Below are 17,113 nucleotides of genomic sequence, written 5' to 3'. Positions count from 1 at the left end.
GAAAGACGTGCGAATTCAGAAAGCGGGGGAGACGAACACTTGGGCGGCCAGTTCCTTGCTGATGGCCAGACGCGTACCGGAGATGGAGCAAACCAGATTCCGCCCTCCGGAAACTTTCCGGACCCGGGTATCTTCCCGGAAACCGAGATCCCGCAGCCGGTCGGACGAAGGGCCGTTGATGCCGCTGATCCGGAAGTCATGGCCTGCCTCGACCTCGTTGAGGGTCTTGGCATCGGCGGAGCCGGGGGCGTCTGCGGGGCGGATGGACATCCGCGTTGAGCGTCACCTTTTGAGAAGGGGTTGCAATAAGAAAAGGCGCGGTCCTCGCTTGGAGAACCACGCCTTTGGAAGGGCGGATGATGGTCAGGAAAGCACCTCGCGGTGGAAGGTCAGCCAGTCGTCCAGGTTGTTGAGGTTCACGGCGTCCGGCAGGGAACCGTCATCCGGGATGCCGTTCGCGGAGAGGATGTCCTTCCGGATGTCGTCACCGTGGTGGTAGCCGGTGATCGAGTCGTTGAGCTTCTTCACGGCGGTGGCGTCGAGGGAACCGCCGGATTGTTCGAGGATCCATGCTTCGAACTGCGGGTAGGTCGGCTTTTTCTCCGCGATGAACGCGTCGAAGTCCGCATTGGCGATGCCGAGGCCGTCGAGCACCATCTGGTCGTAGCCTTTTCCGCAGGCTGGATAGTCCGGGTGGAGCTTGCCAGCGGCTCCGAGGGACGCCTTGAGCCAGAGACGGGGCAGGTGGAGCACACCGAGAGGGCCTGCGGTGCCGGAACTGATGAGCGGGATGATCTGGGACATGGGGATATCTTGGATTTGTTGGATCGCGCGAACGGTTGTTGACCGCGACCCTCCACCCTTCGGCCAATTCGCGGCAGTTGGCAAATCCGTTTGTTAGGGAATCTCCCCATACGTGAAGGACGGAGTGGGGGATTTTTCGAAATTTCCGTTTCCATCTGCGGACAACCCGGCCACTTTGGCGCACCGATAACCGCCATGTGGAAAGGCCGCTTCTCCCAAGATACTTCGTCGCTCGTCCAACAGTTCGGAGAGTCCATCTCCTACGACTGGAGGCTTTACCCGCATGACATCGCGGGATCGATCGCCCATGCCCGCGCGCAGGTGAAGGCGGGCATCCTGACAGAGGAGGAGTTTTCCCAGATCCGTGACGGGCTGCTGGCCATCCTGGAGGACATCAAGGCGGGGAATTTCGAGTTCAAGACGTCCCTCGAGGACATCCACATGAACATCGAGTCGGAGCTGACCCGGCGGATCGGCCCGGCGGGGGCGAAGCTTCACACCGCGCGCTCCCGCAATGACCAGGTCGCCACGGACACCCGGCTCTATTCGCGGACGGAGATCGACGGACTCATCCGTGCGGTGACGGATCTACAGAACGCGTTGTTGGGGCAGGCGGAGCGTTATGCGGAATCCGTCATTCCAGGCTACACCCACCTCCAGCGCGGCCAGCCGGTGACGGCGGGGCACCATTTCCTCGCCTACGTCGAGATGCTGGAGCGGGACAAATCCCGGCTGACCGACTGCCGGAAGCGGCTGAACATTTCGCCGCTGGGATCCGGTGCCTTGGCAGGTTCGACCATCAATCTGGATCGGGAGCAGATTGCAAAGGAGCTTGGTTTCGATGGGATTACGAAAAACTCCATGGATGCCATCGCGGACCGCGACTACATCGCGGAACTGCTGTTCGTCATTTCGCTCTGCGGGGCGCACCTTTCCCGGCTCAGTGAGGATCTCATTCTCTGGTGCAGCAGCGAGTTCGGCTTTGCAGCCCTGTCGGACGCCCACACCACCGGCTCCTCCCTGATGCCGCAGAAGAAGAATCCGGACGTCTGCGAACTGACCCGGGGAAAGACCGGACGCCTGGTGGGCAACCTGATGAACCTGCTGGTGGCCATCAAGGGTCTGCCGCTGACCTACAACCGGGACCTCCAGGAGGACAAGCCGCCGCTTTTCGATTCCGTTGATACTTTGAATCTTATCCTGGCCGTGAACACGGAGATGATCGCCGCCATGGAACTGCGGGAGAAAAACTGCCGTGCCGCCGCTTCCGACCCGATGCTGCTGGCCACGGACCTCGCCGATTATCTGGTGAAGAAGGGCGTGCCATTCCGCCACGCCCATGAATTGGTCGGAAAAGCCGTCGCGGAGGCGGTCGCCACCGGGACTCCGCTGGACCAACTGGATCTGGCCGCGATTGATCCCGCCTATGGACCTGATGCGAAGGACGTCTTTTCCTTGGAAAGAGCGTTGGTCTCGCGGACAAACCCGGGCGCTCCCTCGATCCAGAACGTCCGTGCGGAGATTCTCCGCTGGAAGGGTGTCCTTTCAGGGAGTTGATCAAAATAAGCTCCGGATGGTTCCGGTCTTGCCAAGCCCGTGATTCCTCTTAGGGTCGGGGGCGAGCAGATTTCTCCCGAAATCCTCCGATGTCCGCAGCCGGTCAAACGCGACCTGCCGGTTCAATTCTCCTTTTACCGAGGGCGTTGGAATCCGGCTGGCGGCAGGAAATGAGGGAGAGCTGCACACGGGCGGCGGCGCAACCCGACCGGCTCCGAAACATGGCAAAGCGACCTCCGCATGCAGCGGTGCTTTCCCCCGGTAACAAAAGGCCGGTTTTCGGAGCCCATGTCGGCCAACACCGGGGTCCTATCCTCCAACATTGCGGGGCACTCCAGCCCGCCGCGCCAAGGACCGCCCGTAACCCCAAGACCCATGCGAAAACATGTCGAACGCAACACACGATTCCCGGAACTCGGGAGATAAGCGCCGCCGCTCACGCGGTGGCCGTAACAGAAGGAACAACGATAACCGCGGCGAACGCGGTGGAGATCGCGGTGACCGCGGCTCACGGGATGGCAACAAGCCACCACGGGCCGAGGAATTCCGCCCGCAAGGCAACCGCCCTGCCCGGAAATACAGTCCGCCGAAGCTGACGTTCTGGCAGAAGATCCTGAAGGCCATCGGCCTCTACAAGGAGCCTGTCCGTCCGCCGCGCCCTGAGCGCAAGCCGGATGTGTCCAAGCCACAAGGTGGCGAAAGCAAGGTGAAGTCCAACACCCGCGTCGCACGCACCGCCGAAGGCCAGGGTGCCCAAGGCGAAAAGCGCGAGCGTGGTGAACGCGGAGAGCGCGGTGGCCGTAACCGCGACAACAACCGCAGCCGTGGCGGCGACGCCAGCAGCGTGGAGTCCTCCCGCGTCTATGTCGGAAACCTGTCCTATGACGTTTCCGAAAGCGACCTGATCGAGCTTTTCAAGGGCATCGGCGGCGTCCGCAACGTGGAGATCGTCTACAACCGCACCACCCACCGCTCGAAGGGCTATGGATTCGTCGAAATGCTCCATGTCGATGAGGCCAAGCGCTCCGTCGAGGTGCTGCATGACCAACCGTTCATGGGCCGCAAGCTGACCGTCTCCGGAGCGAAATCGAAGGGCCAGGACGAGCGCGAAGACCGCGAGGAGCGTGAAGAACGCCCTGAGCGTGCCCCACGCGAGCCACGGAATGCCGCGCAAGCCGGCGGCCACGTGGTCGAGGCTCCCGTCATCCCCGCCGCTGCGGCGGCTACGGAAGTCGTCGAAACCGTGACCCATCTCCAGGATCCGACTCCTGCTGAGATCGTGGAAGCCGCGGTTGAGAACGTCGAGGCCGTCGGTGCACCGGAAGTCATCGTCGAAGCTGTCGAGCATCAGGTCGCCGAAGCGGTCGATGCAGAGCCTGCTTCCGAAGAGGAGAAGAAGGACGCCTGATCCGTTTCAGCAAAGACGAAATTTCAAACCCCGCCCGGTTCGCCGCGGCGGGGTTTTTCATGTAGAAGTGGCTGGGGCGTCCCGCCCCAGGCCGTTGCCGGAGCGTCCCACTCCGGTCTTCAGGCACTCCGGATGAGTGAGAACCAGGTCCGATCCTTCCATGTTCACCCCCGCACAAAAAGACGGGGCAGGATGCCCCGGCAACGGCCTGGGCCAAGATGGCCCAGCCACATTCGGAAGATCCAGCTAGTCCGCTGATCTGCTCCTTGCCCCTCCGGCATCGACCTGACTAGGCTTCCTCCCTGATGGCCACCGCTGAAGACCAGATTCAGAAACCTGCCGGATGCAATGGCACCATCCTGTGGATCATCAGCCTAGGGATCTTCTTGGTGATCCTCGCTTATGGAATTCCCATTGCTGCCAGTCATACGAACCTCAGGGAGGGATTGCAGGTGGGACTGATCAACGGTGTCCTTATAGGAACAGGAGTCAGCATCCTCTATCTGATTTGGTGCGCTCTGGTCTGTGTTGCTTCGAGGAAGCGCTGGAAACCATGGCGGAAGCTTCTGCTGCTGTTTCCGCCGATTCTGATGTTCGGCTCCGTAGTGGTATCCCTGGTGATGAATCCACCCACGGCGGAGAACGCCTTCCGGCAGGCCATGAAAGCGCCTTTCCCCGATAAATCGCAGAACCTTCGTTACCACTCCTGGGGAGGTGGCATCACCGACAGGACGACAGTCTGGTGCTTTGAGACCACTCCGGAGGCGGTGGAGAAATTGATTGATGAAATGGATCTCGACAGCAAGTGGGTCTGGTCGCCGGAAGATTCCCGATCTTTCCCAGGTAACTGGCCATTCCCGGACACCCCGGATCTTCAGCGATGGAAAGGGAGCGAACGCCACGAAGGGCAGAGGAGGTCATCCTTCCGTTCACTCATCATCGATAAGGAACGGCGTCTTGTCTATGCCTCCTACACTACCATTTAATGGAATCCGGCAGTATCCGGATCAAAGCCCGCTCTGCTGGATCAGGTCCCGGAGCTGGGTCTGGAATTCCATCACATCCTCCTGGGACGGACGGTAGCCGGGGGTATCCGCGTCGAGGCCGGGGCGGCCGTTCTGGTCGAGCATCCAGATGCCGGTTTCGCCATCGCTGAAGGTCACCCGGCCGCTGACCAGCGAACCCGGCAGGGCCACATGATCCATCGTCACTGTCACGGTACCGGTCGCAACGGGAGCTTCGGCTTCCGGCTTTTTCTCCTCTTCCTTCTTCTGCTCCTGAAGCTTGATCTCCAGATCCAGAACAAGGAAACGGGCATCCATGTAGCTGATGGAGATGTCGAACTCATCCTTCAGCCGTTTCTGGAGGTCGGAGATGGTGGCGCCTTCCGCTGCCCAGGCATGGAGGGAGTCTTTCTGTTCCGGGGTGAGTTTACTGGCGCTGAACATGGTGCTGTTCTGACCCATTGGGGCGGATTGCCAAGCCCCAAGAAAAGGAATCTGCCGGATCAGCCGTAGGTGCCGTTCTGGCGTGCTTCCACGGCGAGCCGGAACGCCTCTTCCTCCCCATGCTTTTTCACGGAGAAGCGGATGCTGCGCCGCTGGCCCGGGGAAGGGGACCAAGTCGCCTGCCAGAAGTAATACGTCACCCCGTTGGCACCGGAGATCGTCACTTTCGAGACACCCACGACACCGGAGGAGTTGCGGGAAGACTTCGAGCAGACACGGGCTCTTTCGTCTTCGGCGAAAGTTTTGAGAAGGTCGTCTCGCCACTTTCTGGCCGCTGCCAGTGATGCGTCGATGCCACCGTAGCGGCGGTCCGCAAAATACTTCGCATACCGCGTACCCCGCCGCTGCAGGCGCACCTGCCAGCCGAAGGTGCTGCTTTCAGCCCGTTCCATCCGGGTGATCGCAAAATTATCCGTCGCAACTTCCATGGGTCCGATGGTAAGGTTGGGGCGCTTCCGGCACTTGTCAAAGCGAAGCTTGTCAAGGGGGGCAAACCTCCGGGAAAGTCGGACGTGCTGCGGACTCTGGAAGAACACTTTGGTTTCGACGTTTTCCGGGAGGGGCAGGAGCCGGTGATCAACGCCCTGATGGAAGGGCGGTCCGCTCTGGCGGTTTTTCCAACGGGCGGAGGGAAATCCCTCTGCTACCAACTTCCCGCGCTGCTGCTGGATGGTGTGACCCTCGTGATTTCCCCTCTGATCGCGCTGATGAAGGATCAGGTGGACCGCCTGACGGCGCGGGGGATTTCCGCGGCGCGGCTGGACTCCACGCTGGACGCGGCGGAGGTGATGGAGATCAACCGGCGGCTGGATGCCGGGGAACTCAAACTGCTCTACGTGGCCCCTGAGCGCCTAACGAACGAGCGGTTCCGGCAGCGGCTGGAACGCCTGCCGATCGCCATGGCGGCCATCGATGAGGCACACTGCATTTCGGAATGGGGGCACAATTTCCGCCCTGACTACCTGAAGCTGGCGATGATCCTGAAGGACCTGGGCGTGAAACGGATCCTCGCCCTGACGGCGACGGCCACGCCATCCGTTGCGGAAGATATCCGGGGACGCTTCGGCATCGCCCGGGAGGATCACATCCAGCTCAGCTTCCACCGCACGAATCTGGATCTGAGAACCACGGTCTGCGGGGTGAGGGAGAGAAAGGCGTTGCTGCTGGAACGCATCCGCGGGACGGATGGTGCCGCGGTGGTCTATGTCACGCGGCAGGAAACGGCCGAAGAGATCGGCACCTATCTGGCCCGCAACGGGGTTTCCGCGCAGGCCTACCATGCGGGGCTGCCGCCGGAGACGAGGGCGGCGGCGCAGATCGCCTTCATGGACGGGACGGTGCGTGTCATTGTCGCCACCATCGCGTTCGGCATGGGCATCGACAAGGCGGACATCCGTGCGGTGTACCATTACAACCTGCCGAAGAGCCTGGAGAACTACAGCCAGGAGATCGGCCGGGCGGGCCGTGATGGAAAGCCGGCGGTGTGCGAGATGCTCGCATGTGGTGAGGATCTGGTGACGCTGGAGAATTTCATCCACGCGGACACTCCCACGAAGCGGGCGCTGGCCAATCTCCTGGACCGGGTGCTCCGGCTGGGCACGACCTTTGATGTTTCCGTCTATGACCTCTCGGTGTCGTGCGATATCCGGACGCAGGTCGTGGCCACGGTGATGACCTACCTGGAGACGGATGGACACATCACGGCCACCGGCACGTTCTACTCCACCTACCGGGTGAAGCTACTGCAACCGCAGGAACGGATCTTCAGCGGACGTCCGCCGGAGGAGGCCGATTTCCTGCGGAAGCTCTGGAAGCTGGGGGAGGAAAAGCGGACATGGAGATACTTCGATCCATCTGCCGCAGCGGCGACACTGGAGGTGACGCGGGAGCGCGTGGTGGCCGCCCTTTCCGAACTGGAGCGGGCAGGGGACGTGGCCCTGGAAATCTCCGGCGTGAGGCAGGGCTACCGCATGCTCAAGGAGGGCAATCCTCGTGAGATCGCCGAGCGTTTCGCGGAAAAATTCTCCCGCCGGGAAACGGCGGATCTGGATAGGCTCGGGATGGTTTCCGATCTGCCTGGTCGCGGAGAATGCCTCACCGGTTGCCTGACCGGATATTTCGGGGAGTTCCTGCCGGAGCCATGCGGCCACTGTGACCGTTGCCGGGGATTGAAGCCGGAATCGATCCGTCGCCCGCAGGTGAGAAAGGCCGAGGATGGGGAATGGGCGGTGATGAAAGGCCTGATCGATGAACGGCATCCGGCCCTCGCCACCCCGCGGCAGCTCGCCCGGTTTCTCTCAGGCATGACCAGCCCGGCGGCAACTCGTGCGGGACTGACCCGCCACGACGCCTTCGGGATGCTCGCGGACATTCCATTCCGGGAAATCCTGGATCAGGTGAACGCCGCGAGAGGGTGATCCCAACGCGGGGCCTCAACCGATCTTGTAGCTCACCCGATCGTCTGTCTCCAGGTAGTCGAACAACGTGCTGGTCTGTGGATCGATGCCGACCTCGCCGCAGACACCGATGAACCAATCCCTCTTCTCCGGGTTTTCGTAAGGGTGATAGGCCTCGATCTCATTGGACCAGGCATTCTTCTCGTCCTCGGTCTTCGGCGTGCCGTTTGCATCGAGCCACGCGGCGATCTCCGTGTCGGACGCTCCCTTCTCGAGCTCCTTGCGGACGTCCGCCCCCTTCACACCCTTGAAACCGAAGAGCATGTTGTCGAGGGGGCAGTCGAAGTGGAAATCACCCAGCGTTCCGGCGATATCCGCACGCCCCTTGTCCGCCATGCGGGACAGGATGGCGTAGCCACCGATGCGGACTCGTGGGCTGGTGGGGGCTTCCTTGGACAGATCTTTGGCGTTGCTCATGATGTTGGTTTGGTTAGACCGCCAACAAACGGCTGTTGGAGCAGTTGTCAAATGATGGCGCAAGGGAAGGTGCCGCCCCCCGCGGCTTTCCCGGGGGGGAGGATTGGTAATGTAGCTCTCCCTCGCTGAACGCCTTGCGACCCTCTCGCCTCAGATTGAGCGCAGGTAGTCATGGAACGCGGCGGTATTAGTGCCGAGCTTTGTGGCGACCTTCGGCTTGTCCGCCAGAACGGCGAGGCGTTCGGGGATCTCGATGACGCCTTTGCCGAGTTCCGCTTCCATGACGTCCGGGAACTTCGACGGATGGGCGGTTTCCAGGCTGATGGTGGCGGTGCCGGGGTGACCGGCGCGCCATTGGCGGGCGGCCAGCCATGCGACCGCGCCGTGTGGGTCGATGTCGTAACCGTGGATCGACTTCACCTCGCGGATGGCCGCGCGGGTCTGGTCGTCGCTGAACATGACGCCGTGGATCTTCGCCTTCATGGAGTCCCATGAACCACCGAAGAGCGCCTGCATGCGGACAAAGTTAGACGGTGCGCCGACATCCATCGCGTTCGAGATGGTGGCCACGCTCGGGCGCGGCTGATAGTCGCCGGAGGAAAGGTAGGCGGGCACCACGTCATTGCGGTTGGTCGCGGCGATGAAGTGGTCCACCGGCAGGCCGAGCTGTGCGGCCAGCAGTCCGGCGGTGAGGTTGCCGAAGTTGCCGGATGGCACCACGAACACGGGCTTCACCCCTTCCGGAAGCTGGCGGGCACTGTGGATGTAGTAGAAGCTCTGCGGGACCAGGCGGGAAAGGTTGATGGAGTTCGCGGAGGTGAGGTTCAGCTTCGCGGACAGCTCCTGGTTCAGGAAGGCGGACTTCACCAGCGCCTGGCAATCATCGAACGAGCCGGCGATTTCCAGCGCGGTGATGTTGCCGCCCAGAGCGGTGAGCTGCTTCTCCTGGAGGCCGGAGACCTTGCCCTCCGGATAGAGGATGATCACGCGGGTCCCGGGGACGTTGTGGAACGCGGATGCGACCGCGCCGCCGGTGTCGCCGGAAGTGGCGACCAGAACCGTCAGTTCCTGGTCCTCGTCGCGGGTCAGCCAGCCCATCAGGCGGGCCATGAAGCGTGCACCAAAGTCCTTGAAGGCGAGGGTAGGGCCGTGGAACAGCTCGAGGATGTGGTCGCCGGGTGCCAGTGTCACCAATGGCGCATCAAAGGTCAGTGTTCCTTCCACGATGTCCTTCAGCGCGTCGTGCGGCACGTCCTCGCCGAAGAAGGCCTCCGCCACCGCGTAGCCGATCTCCTGGAAGGAAAGGTAGCGCCAGATTTTCCAGAAATCCTCGCCCAGCACCGGCAGTTTGTCCGGCATGTAGAGTCCGTTGTCCGGTGGCAGGGAGCGGAGGATCGCTTCCTTCAGGTCAACACGGTGGGCGGGATTGTTGGTGGAGTGGTAAAGCACGGCGGGGGTGGAAGTTTCGGAGGTCGGGAAGAGAATGCCAAGCCTCGGTTGGATTTTGTGAGAGTCTGTCAGGGCTGAATCTGGTCCTTCAACCACTGATGCTCCGCCGGATTGGAGATTTCCGACATGAGCCCATCAATCGGAATCGCAAGTGTTTCTGTACGGAAAAAATTCCCGGGGTGGGCGTCAAAGAGGGCGATCCGGCGTTCCGGATGGTAGAAGGAAATGGATCCAGCCTTTCCGATCTGGAGCCTGCCAAGCGAGCGGTAGCCGAATGCCTCCATCTGGTGACACATTTCTTCTTCGGTCGCGGGCGTTCCAGCGATGTCTGGCTGCGAGATGATCAAACTGGGTTCGGGTAAATCAAGATACCCCTCCAAACGGACATCATCTCCGAACTCCCGATTATGAAGGATCATCCGTTCGATGTATTCAGACGGCAACAGTTCCCGCGCGAACACGCGGCTGATCTGAAAGGGCGGTAGTGATTCAAAGTCGAACTCCGCTCCCACGCCGGCTTTTCCTGGATGAGTGATTTTCCACCAACACAGCTCCCTTTCGTCGAAGGAAACGGTGTGTTCCCCGTGAGAGCTCCGTCGAGAAAGCTTCAGCGTCGGGTCTTCACCGAAGAGACGGCCTTGGTGCTTTGCCCACTTGCGGAGGACGTCGCGCTCCGCTGAGCGAACTGAATGGAGGCTTTCTCCGCCGCGTCGTGTTGAGCCCACGCTTCCTCTGAGGTGCGCTGCGGCATCTTCAAGCGAGCTTGGCGCATTTCTTCCCGGACACATGATTCCTTGGACATCGGGGGGCTATTCTAGGGCCGCGGGGCCGGGAAAGCGAGGGAAAACCCGCTTTCCCGCAATGCCGGTGGCTCAGGAAATCACGTGCACACCCGTCGTGTTGATGGGCGAGACGTAGGCTTGGTTGGTGAGCGGGACGGCGGAGAACACCTTGGAGACGGCGTCCGCCACCTTGCGGGCGGTTTCCTCTCCCTCGCAGAGCGCGAAGACGGACGGACCGGCACCGGAAATGGAGAAACCGAGAGCACCGGCAGCGAGTGCGGCGCGTTTCGCCTTGTAGAAATCCGGGATCAGCTTCTGGCGGCGTGGCTCCGCGATCACATCGTGGATGGAGCGGGAGATCATGCCGTAGTCTTCCTGGATCAGGCCGCAGATGAGGCCGCCGAGGTTGCCGATCTGCTGGGTGGCGTTTTCGAGCGGGATTTCCTTCGGCAGGATCTCGCGGGCGACCTTGGTGAGGATCTCGATGTCCGGGTGGACGACGGCCGCCCACAGGTTCTTCGGCGCGGGGAGCTGGGCGATGTCCAGCTCCGCGTTGGAGCGGATGAAGACGATGCCGCCCATGAGGCAGGGGCCGACGTTGTCCGCGTGCCATGCGCCGTCGGCGAAGGCCTCACCGGCCATGGTGAAGGGGAGGAGTTGCTTGCGGCTGAGCGGTGAGCCGATCAGCTTGTTCACGGCGTAGGCACCCGCCACCGCGGAAGCGGCGGAGGAGCCGAGACCGGAGCCGAAGGGCATCTTCTTGTGGATCTCCATCTCGATTCCGCGGTCCATCATGCCGAGGTGCTTCAGCAGGTCCAGCGCGGCCACTCCGGCGGTGTTCTGGGCGGGGTTTTTCGGCAGCTTGCCGTTGTCGCCGGTAATCTTGGTGATGTGCAGCCCGGGTTTGTCTGAATGACGGACGACCACTTCGTCACCCGGTGCGTTGATCGCGAAGCCGAGGACGTCGTAGCCACAGGCGACATTCGCCACCGTGGCCGGGGCGAAGACGCGGATTTCTTTGGAATCGGGCATGACTGGATGGAGTGGAAATGCCGCCACTGGCGGCGGGCGGGATGTTTAGGCGGACAAGGCCGGGTGTTCAAGCGCGGAGACGGGGTGGCGGGCGTGGGCGATGTACACCGCTTCACGGATCCTGCTGGACAGGAGACTTTCCTGTCCGCGGGCGGCTGGAACATGGGAGCAGGATCGCCAGCGTAAGAAGAACAACCAGCGCACCGAAGATGAGTTCCGCACCGGGACTGCCCCCGCCGAGGATGCCGGAGAGATTGATGGAAGTGTGGAAAACGGAAGCCAGCAGGATGCTGCGGGTCCGGCGATAGAGCCAGCCGAACCAGAGGCAGAGCACCACCGCGAAAGCCAGGTAGGGGCCGAATGACATATGTTCATGGCTCAGGCCGGGGATGAGGAACAGCGGGAGGTGCCAGCAGGCCCACAGGATACCGAGGATGACGGCGGCAAGGACAGGACCATGCCGGCTCTCCAGCCGCGTCTGGGCGTAGCCGCGCCACCCGATTTCCTCAAACACGGCGGCCAACGGCAGGACAGCCAGGAAGATGGCGATTGGCAGAGGAAGAGCGGGAACGGGGACATGCGGCGGCTTGGGAGGAAAGCCCGTGGCGGCCTGGATGCCGATGGAAGCGGCCATCAGCAGAGGTGGACCCGCCAGCGCGACGGCCCACCAGCGGAAAGGGACCCGCCAGCGGAGGAGTCCGGAGAGCAGATCTAGGATACCGGGTTTTCCTCCGGTGACACCCACCACGATGAGGGCGGCGACGGTGGGGCCGCTGGCTCCCACGATGAAGAGAATGGGGAGGGTCACCGGACCGGCCAGCAGAAATGGGATGCATGAACCCCATGAGATGGAGAAAGCCAGGAAGAAAAAGGCGACCAGAGGAAACCGGCGGATGAGGCGCGCTGCCATCCCCGGTTATGCAATGCCCGGCCGGTGCTCCGTCAAGCACTGGTGCCGGGACGGAACGGGATGGCCGGAAAAGCGAAACCGCCGCTTCCCTGAGGAGAGCGGCGGTTTTCTGCTTCGAGCCAATTTTGGAAAAATTGGCGACCCGTAAGGGAGTCGAACCCTTCTTGCCAGAATGAAAATCTGGAGTCCTAACCGATAGACGAACGGGTCGTTGTCGCGGTGCGGGGCGAAAGAAACGACAGAGGCCCGGGTTGCGCAAGATTTTTCTGAGTGATTTTTCTGATTCATGCCGGGGATGCATGAAATTCCACGCAACAAAGTGACGGAGGCATGGTTGCGGCTTGTCAAGAGGGGGAGGATTCCTAGTCTTTTCCGCCTCCGGTTGATCCCAATCATTCACCGGAAATCTCTTTGTCATGAACACGACCCTGCTCGCAACCGCTGCCAATGAAGCCCGTGGCCTCGCCATGGATGCCGTCCACGCCTGTTCCTCCGGCCACCTCGGCCTGCCACTCGGCTGCGCGGACATCGGCGCGGTGCTGTTCGGCGAAACCCTCCGCTACAACCCGGACGCGCCGAAGTGGCTGAACCGGGACCGTTTCATCCTCTCCGCCGGCCACGGCTCCATGTTCATCTACGGCTGGCTGCACCTGGCCGGATACGCGGTGCCGCTGGATGACGTGAAGAACTTCCGCCAGCTCCACTCCATCACCCCCGGCCACCCGGAGTTCCATGAAACCCCGGGCGTGGAGGCCACCACCGGCCCGCTCGGCCAAGGCGTGGGCAATGCCGTGGGCTATGCCCTCTCCGGCAAGCGCGCCGCCGCACGCTTCAACACCGCGGAGCACACCCTCTTCGACCACAGCGTGTTCGCCCTCCTCGGCGACGGCTGCCTCCAGGAAGGCGTGGCCAAGGAGGCGATCGCCTTCGCCGGCCACAACAAGCTGGATAACCTGGTGCTCATCTATGACTCCAACGACGTGACGCTGGACGCCATGGCGGACGTGACGCAGAGCGAGAACGCCGAGCAATATTTCACCTCCCAGGGCTTTGACGCCGTGACCATCGACGGCCACGATTTCGCCGCGATCGCCAAGGCGCTCGACCACGCCCGCAACGACAAGAACGGAAAGCCGAAGGTCATCATCGCGAAGACCATCATCGGCAAGGGCATCGCCGAAGTGCAGGGCACCGCGAAGGGCCACGGTGAAGGTGGCGCGAAGTTCGTGGATGCCGCCAAGCTGGGCCTCGGCCTGCCGGAAGGCTCCCACTTCTATGTTTCCGAGGAAACCCGCAACTTCTTCTCCGAGCGCAAGGTCGGCCAGAAGGCCGCGTTCGACGCATGGCAGGCCACCTATGACGCGTGGTCGAAGGTGAACCCGGACCTTGCCGCGGAACTCACCGCCGGTGTCGCCCAGTCCGTTCCAGCCGATCTCAGCGACAAGATCCCGGCCTTCGCCGCGGACTACAAGGACGCGACCCGTTCCGCGGGTGGCACCGTCCTCAACGCGGTGGCAAAGGCGATCCCGCAGGTCATCACCGGCAGCGCCGACCTCTTCGGCTCCACGAAGAACTACATCAATGGCGGCGGTGATTTCTCCGCCACCAACCCGACCGGCCGCAACATCTGGTTCGGCATCCGGGAGCACGCCATGGGCGCCATCTGCAACGGCATCGCCTATGACGGCCTGTTCCGCATCAGCGGCGCCACCTTCCTCGCCTTCGCGGACTACATGCGCGGCTCCATCCGTCTCGCCGCGCTTGCCGGTCTGCCGGTGACCTTCATCTTCACCCACGACTCCGTCGGTGTCGGTGAGGACGGCCCGACCCACCAACCGGTGGAAACCGTCAGCGGCCTGCGCGTGATCCCGAACCTGGATGTGATCCGCCCGGGTGATGCGGAGGAAACCGCCGGTGCCTTCATCGCCGCGCTCAACCGCACGGATGGCCCGACCGCCCTCATCCTCAGCCGCCAGGCCATCCCGCTCATGAACGACGTGCCGGTGCAGGAGCGCCGGGACGGCACCGTGCGCGGCGGCTACATCGCCGTGAAGGAAAAGGGTGAACTCACCACCATCCTCCTCGCCACCGGATCGGAAGTGCAGCACGCCGTTGCCGCCGCCGCCGAGCTGGGCGATGGAGTCCGCGTCGTTTCCCTGCCATGCCTCGAGCGTTTCGAGCGCCAGAGCCCGGAGTACAAGGAAAGCATCCTGCCGAAGGCCGTGAAGAAGCGCGTCGCCATCGAGGCGGGTGTTTCCGGCCTGTGGTGGAAATACGTCGGCGACGAAGGCAAGGTCATCGCCATCGACCGCTTTGGCATCAGCGCTCCTGGCAATACCGTGTTCAAGGAACTCGGCATCACCAAGGACGCCGTTGTCGCCGCCGCGAAGTGATCCTTCCGCAAGCTTGATTCCAATAAGGAAGCCCGGTCATGTGACCGGGCTTTCTTTTTGTGGGTAGCGAAGCTCGTGAGAGCTTCGGCGGGGAGGACTGGTGGGATCCCGGCGTATTCACCGCCGGTGGAGCGCGATGGAGGGCGCATCCGGAAACCGTTAGAGCGGCGGAGTTCCGAGGGTGGAGGAAAGATTGCCCAACCGAAGGTCTCACGATCTTCGCTACTCCTTGGATCTGTCAATGCGCGGGCTTCCCGCGCAGCTTGCGGATGCCGTTCACCAGCAGCAGCACGAGGATACCCGCGATGAGACCGCAGATGCCGTTGAGCAAGGACGAAACGATGGGGGCGAAAAAGCCGCCGGTCGCGGCCGCCAGATACTCGATCTGGAGATAAAGCCAATGGATTCCATGGACGACAATGCCGCCGCCCACCAGGAACATGGCGGCGGTTCCCAGGATGGAGAGCAGCTTCATCAGGAGTGGCGCGGCCCAGAGGATGCCGCGGCCAACCGCTTTCGGAGCCGCTCCTTCGCGCTGGGTGAGGTAGAGTCCGGCGTCGTCGAGCTTCACGATGCCGGCGACGAGTCCATACACGCCGACGGTCATGATCAGGGCGATGGAGGAGAGTGAAAGCGCCTGGCGGACGAGATTCTCCTTTTCCACGACTCCCAGCGTGATGGCGATGATCTCCGCGGAGAGCACGAAGTCCGTGCGGATGGCACCCTTGATCTTATCCGCCTCTGTTTCCACCTTCTCTTGTGGTGTGGTGGCTGCCAGTTCGGAAAGGTTCTGTCCTGCTTCCTCCGCGGTCTTTTTCCCGCGTTTCTGGAGCGCATGATGGAGTTTTTCGACACCCTCGAAGCAAAGGTAGAGTCCGCCGATCATCAGCAGCGGGGTGATGGCCCATGGCGCGAAGGCGCTGATGAGCAGGGCCAGCGGGACGAGGATGAGCTTGTTGACGAAAGAGCCCTTCGCCACCGCCCACACCACGGGCAGTTCCCGATTGGAAACCACACCGCTGACCTGCTGGGCGTTCAGGGCCAGATCATCCCCCAGCACGCCTGCCGTTTTCGCAGCGGCCTTCTTGGTGAGGATGGAGACGTCATCAAGGATCGACGCTATGTCGTCTAGAAGGGTGAGGAGGCTGCCTGCGGCCATGTTGGCAGGATGATCCGCGAGGTTCGGTGAAAGTCGATGACGGAATTGGAGATCCCGGCGTCACTTCTTCGCGGACTTCGACGGGTCGGCGTCCGGCTGGATCTCCTTGCCGCCGGAGGGGATGCAGATGAGATTCCGCGCCACATCGATGTATTGCCCTTGGGCGGAGGCGTGCATGTAGAGCTTCTGCTTCCTGCGCTTCAGGGTTTTCAGGATTTCCCCGGCCTGTTCCTCGTCGATGCGATCCTGGAAGTCGGCGAACCAGTAGATCGCGTCCACCTTGTCGAACTCGCGGGCAAGGATGGCGTCGGCGGTGGATTTCGGCCCCTCCGGGTCGTTGTAGTAGGTGTTCTGGCGATCGGCGAAGACCTCATAAACCTCCGGCACGGGGAGGGGACGGCTGAAGTCCACCTTCGTTCGGGAGTCCTTCTTTTCATCCCGGTAGAAAGGATCCTGATAGAGGTACCAGAAGCGTTTGAAGGAATCCTCGCTGCCGCCGCGGCGCATATGGGAGACCACCGCGTCGATGTTGGGGCGGGTTTTGCCCCCGCTGATCCCGCAGCCGACATGCAGCACGACGGGACTGCCTTTCGCCACGCGGTCCAGTTCGTGGATGACCTTCGGAAGGTGCTTGGTCATGGATCCGGAGACGTCCAGCACCACACCGATGGAGCGGACGTTGAGCGTGGTGCCGAAAACGATGAGACCCTTTCCGCCGGCCATCCCGTTCCCCATACCCATTCCGTCGCCGGTGCCCATGCCGGTTCCATTTCCGGAGCCTCCTCCGCTGCCCGCACCACCCATTCCTCCGGTCCCCATACTGCCGCCGAGCGCGCCCAGCGAGCTCATGCTGCTGGAGGATGTTGGCTCCGGAAGAGTGAAGGCGCTGGCCACATTTGCCGCTGCGACGCGGGCGGTATTCGGCTTTGCGATGCTCGCCTGCATCTTTTTCTGGCTGGGGGAGGAGGCTGGGGCACCTCCACCGCCTCCGCTTGGTTTGAAATCGACGGTCTTCTCCGGTTCGGGCGGAATGACGGCGATGACCAGGAAAATGCCGATGGCCACGATGACCGCGTGGACGAGCAGTGAGATGGCGAGCGATCCGGCCCCCAGCTTGCGGAGGAAGCTCCCTTTCGCAGGTTTCAGGAGAATGCCGGAACCATCTTGGTCCGGGGTGAGATCGGTGGATGGGTCGGTGGCCGTTTTCATCAGGTAGTTCGCAAGCCGCAAGGCTGGAA

The 17,113-nt window shown here is 62.3% G+C and carries 16 protein-coding genes and 1 tRNA gene; 5 read left to right on the top strand and 12 right to left on the bottom strand.

Annotated elements, in window-relative coordinates:
- Positions 1 to 15: 15 nt before the first annotated feature.
- The gene (locus KF712_16730; GenBank protein MBX3742633.1) at positions 16 to 270 is read right to left on the bottom strand and encodes a ferrous iron transport protein A; all 255 of its coding nucleotides are present in this window, start codon (positions 268 to 270) and stop codon (positions 16 to 18) included.
- A 93-nt stretch (positions 271 to 363) separates the two neighbouring features.
- The gene (locus KF712_16725; protein MBX3742632.1) at positions 364 to 804 is read right to left on the bottom strand and encodes a DUF5069 domain-containing protein; all 441 of its coding nucleotides are present in this window, start codon (positions 802 to 804) and stop codon (positions 364 to 366) included.
- Between the two features lie 195 nt (positions 805 to 999).
- Here KF712_16725 and argH point away from each other — a divergent pair, with 195 nt between their 5' ends.
- The 3 genes from argH (at position 1,000) to KF712_16710 (ending at position 4,755) form a co-directional block, all read left to right on the top strand.
- Positions 1,000 to 2,361: an argininosuccinate lyase gene (argH, locus tag KF712_16720; GenBank protein MBX3742631.1), complete on the top strand. Its 1,362-nt coding sequence runs from the start codon at positions 1,000 to 1,002 to the stop codon at positions 2,359 to 2,361.
- Positions 2,362 to 2,746: 385 nt separating this feature from the next.
- On the top strand, positions 2,747 to 3,769 hold the full coding sequence (locus tag KF712_16715) for a hypothetical protein (protein ID MBX3742630.1): 1,023 nt from the start codon (positions 2,747 to 2,749) through the stop codon (positions 3,767 to 3,769).
- A 305-nt stretch (positions 3,770 to 4,074) separates the two neighbouring features.
- Entirely contained in the window at positions 4,075 to 4,755 is a 681-nt protein-coding gene (locus KF712_16710; GenBank protein ID MBX3742629.1) for a hypothetical protein, read from the top strand.
- A 21-nt stretch (positions 4,756 to 4,776) separates the two neighbouring features.
- Here KF712_16710 and KF712_16705 read toward each other — a convergent pair whose 3' ends face one another.
- Positions 4,777 to 5,217: a hypothetical protein gene (locus tag KF712_16705; GenBank protein ID MBX3742628.1), complete on the bottom strand. Its 441-nt coding sequence runs from the start codon at positions 5,215 to 5,217 to the stop codon at positions 4,777 to 4,779.
- Between the two features lie 59 nt (positions 5,218 to 5,276).
- Entirely contained in the window at positions 5,277 to 5,705 is a 429-nt protein-coding gene (locus KF712_16700; protein ID MBX3742627.1) for an AP2 domain-containing protein, read from the bottom strand.
- Positions 5,706 to 5,789: 84 nt separating this feature from the next.
- Here KF712_16700 and KF712_16695 point away from each other — a divergent pair, with 84 nt between their 5' ends.
- On the top strand, positions 5,790 to 7,694 hold the full coding sequence (locus KF712_16695) for a RecQ family ATP-dependent DNA helicase (protein ID MBX3742626.1): 1,905 nt from the start codon (positions 5,790 to 5,792) through the stop codon (positions 7,692 to 7,694).
- Positions 7,695 to 7,709: 15 nt separating this feature from the next.
- Here the strand turns inward: KF712_16695 and KF712_16690 are convergent, their stop codons facing one another.
- The 6 genes from KF712_16690 to KF712_16665 form a co-directional block, all read right to left on the bottom strand.
- Positions 7,710 to 8,150, bottom strand: a complete 441-nt coding sequence (locus KF712_16690) for a DUF5069 domain-containing protein (GenBank protein ID MBX3742625.1) — start codon at positions 8,148 to 8,150, stop codon at positions 7,710 to 7,712.
- 150 nt (positions 8,151 to 8,300) lie between these two features.
- Positions 8,301 to 9,599 carry a threonine synthase gene (gene thrC, locus KF712_16685; GenBank protein MBX3742624.1) on the bottom strand — a complete coding sequence of 433 codons (1,299 nt, stop codon included), beginning with the start codon at positions 9,597 to 9,599 and terminating at the stop codon, positions 8,301 to 8,303.
- 68 nt (positions 9,600 to 9,667) lie between these two features.
- A complete protein-coding gene (locus KF712_16680) occupies positions 9,668 to 10,387 on the bottom strand; it encodes a hypothetical protein (protein MBX3742623.1) in 720 nt (239 codons plus the stop codon).
- Positions 10,388 to 10,471: 84 nt separating this feature from the next.
- Positions 10,472 to 11,413 (bottom strand): homoserine kinase, encoded by a 942-nt coding sequence (locus KF712_16675; protein MBX3742622.1) that lies wholly within the window; start codon positions 11,411 to 11,413, stop codon positions 10,472 to 10,474.
- Between the two features lie 112 nt (positions 11,414 to 11,525).
- The gene (locus tag KF712_16670) at positions 11,526 to 12,323 is read right to left on the bottom strand and encodes a CPBP family intramembrane metalloprotease (GenBank protein MBX3742621.1); all 798 of its coding nucleotides are present in this window, start codon (positions 12,321 to 12,323) and stop codon (positions 11,526 to 11,528) included.
- 135 nt (positions 12,324 to 12,458) lie between these two features.
- A tRNA-Glu gene (locus tag KF712_16665) sits at positions 12,459 to 12,533 on the bottom strand.
- Positions 12,534 to 12,739: 206 nt separating this feature from the next.
- Here KF712_16665 and tkt point away from each other — a divergent pair.
- Positions 12,740 to 14,716, top strand: a complete 1,977-nt coding sequence (gene tkt, locus KF712_16660) for a transketolase (GenBank protein MBX3742620.1) — start codon at positions 12,740 to 12,742, stop codon at positions 14,714 to 14,716.
- A gap of 238 nt (positions 14,717 to 14,954) precedes the next feature.
- On the opposite strand, the gene KF712_16655 is transcribed toward tkt, so the two are convergent.
- Both KF712_16655 and KF712_16650 read right to left on the bottom strand, forming a co-directional pair.
- On the bottom strand, positions 14,955 to 15,875 hold the full coding sequence (locus KF712_16655) for a DUF808 domain-containing protein (GenBank protein ID MBX3742619.1): 921 nt from the start codon (positions 15,873 to 15,875) through the stop codon (positions 14,955 to 14,957).
- Positions 15,876 to 15,935: 60 nt separating this feature from the next.
- Positions 15,936 to 17,084, bottom strand: a complete 1,149-nt coding sequence (locus tag KF712_16650; GenBank protein ID MBX3742618.1) for a hypothetical protein — start codon at positions 17,082 to 17,084, stop codon at positions 15,936 to 15,938.
- Positions 17,085 to 17,113: the final 29 nt, after the last annotated feature.

This window comes from Akkermansiaceae bacterium, assembly GCA_019634595.1.
Classification (GTDB): Bacteria; Verrucomicrobiota; Verrucomicrobiia; order Verrucomicrobiales; family Akkermansiaceae; genus Luteolibacter.
This window is presented reverse-complemented; position numbering and strand designations above follow the sequence as displayed.

Bases quoted from the DNA above. Each gene is read 5' to 3' on its own strand.
- KF712_16730 (MBX3742633.1), bottom strand. From the start codon at position 270: ATGTCCATCCGCCCCGCAGACGCCCCCGGCTCCGCCGATGCCAAGACC.
- KF712_16725 (MBX3742632.1), bottom strand. From the start codon at position 804: ATGTCCCAGATCATCCCGCTCATCAGTTCCGGCACCGCAGGCCCTCTC.
- argH (MBX3742631.1), top strand. From the start codon at position 1,000: ATGTGGAAAGGCCGCTTCTCCCAAGATACTTCGTCGCTCGTCCAACAG.
- KF712_16715 (MBX3742630.1), top strand. From the start codon at position 2,747: ATGTCGAACGCAACACACGATTCCCGGAACTCGGGAGATAAGCGCCGC.
- KF712_16710 (MBX3742629.1), top strand. From the start codon at position 4,075: ATGGCCACCGCTGAAGACCAGATTCAGAAACCTGCCGGATGCAATGGC.
- KF712_16705 (MBX3742628.1), bottom strand. From the start codon at position 5,217: ATGTTCAGCGCCAGTAAACTCACCCCGGAACAGAAAGACTCCCTCCAT.
- KF712_16700 (MBX3742627.1), bottom strand. From the start codon at position 5,705: ATGGAAGTTGCGACGGATAATTTTGCGATCACCCGGATGGAACGGGCT.
- KF712_16690 (MBX3742625.1), bottom strand. From the start codon at position 8,150: ATGAGCAACGCCAAAGATCTGTCCAAGGAAGCCCCCACCAGCCCACGA.
- KF712_16680 (MBX3742623.1), bottom strand. From the start codon at position 10,387: ATGTGTCCGGGAAGAAATGCGCCAAGCTCGCTTGAAGATGCCGCAGCG.
- KF712_16675 (MBX3742622.1), bottom strand. From the start codon at position 11,413: ATGCCCGATTCCAAAGAAATCCGCGTCTTCGCCCCGGCCACGGTGGCG.
- KF712_16670 (MBX3742621.1), bottom strand. From the start codon at position 12,323: ATGGCAGCGCGCCTCATCCGCCGGTTTCCTCTGGTCGCCTTTTTCTTC.
- tkt (MBX3742620.1), top strand. From the start codon at position 12,740: ATGAACACGACCCTGCTCGCAACCGCTGCCAATGAAGCCCGTGGCCTC.
- KF712_16655 (MBX3742619.1), bottom strand. From the start codon at position 15,875: ATGGCCGCAGGCAGCCTCCTCACCCTTCTAGACGACATAGCGTCGATC.
- KF712_16650 (MBX3742618.1), bottom strand. From the start codon at position 17,084: ATGAAAACGGCCACCGACCCATCCACCGATCTCACCCCGGACCAAGAT.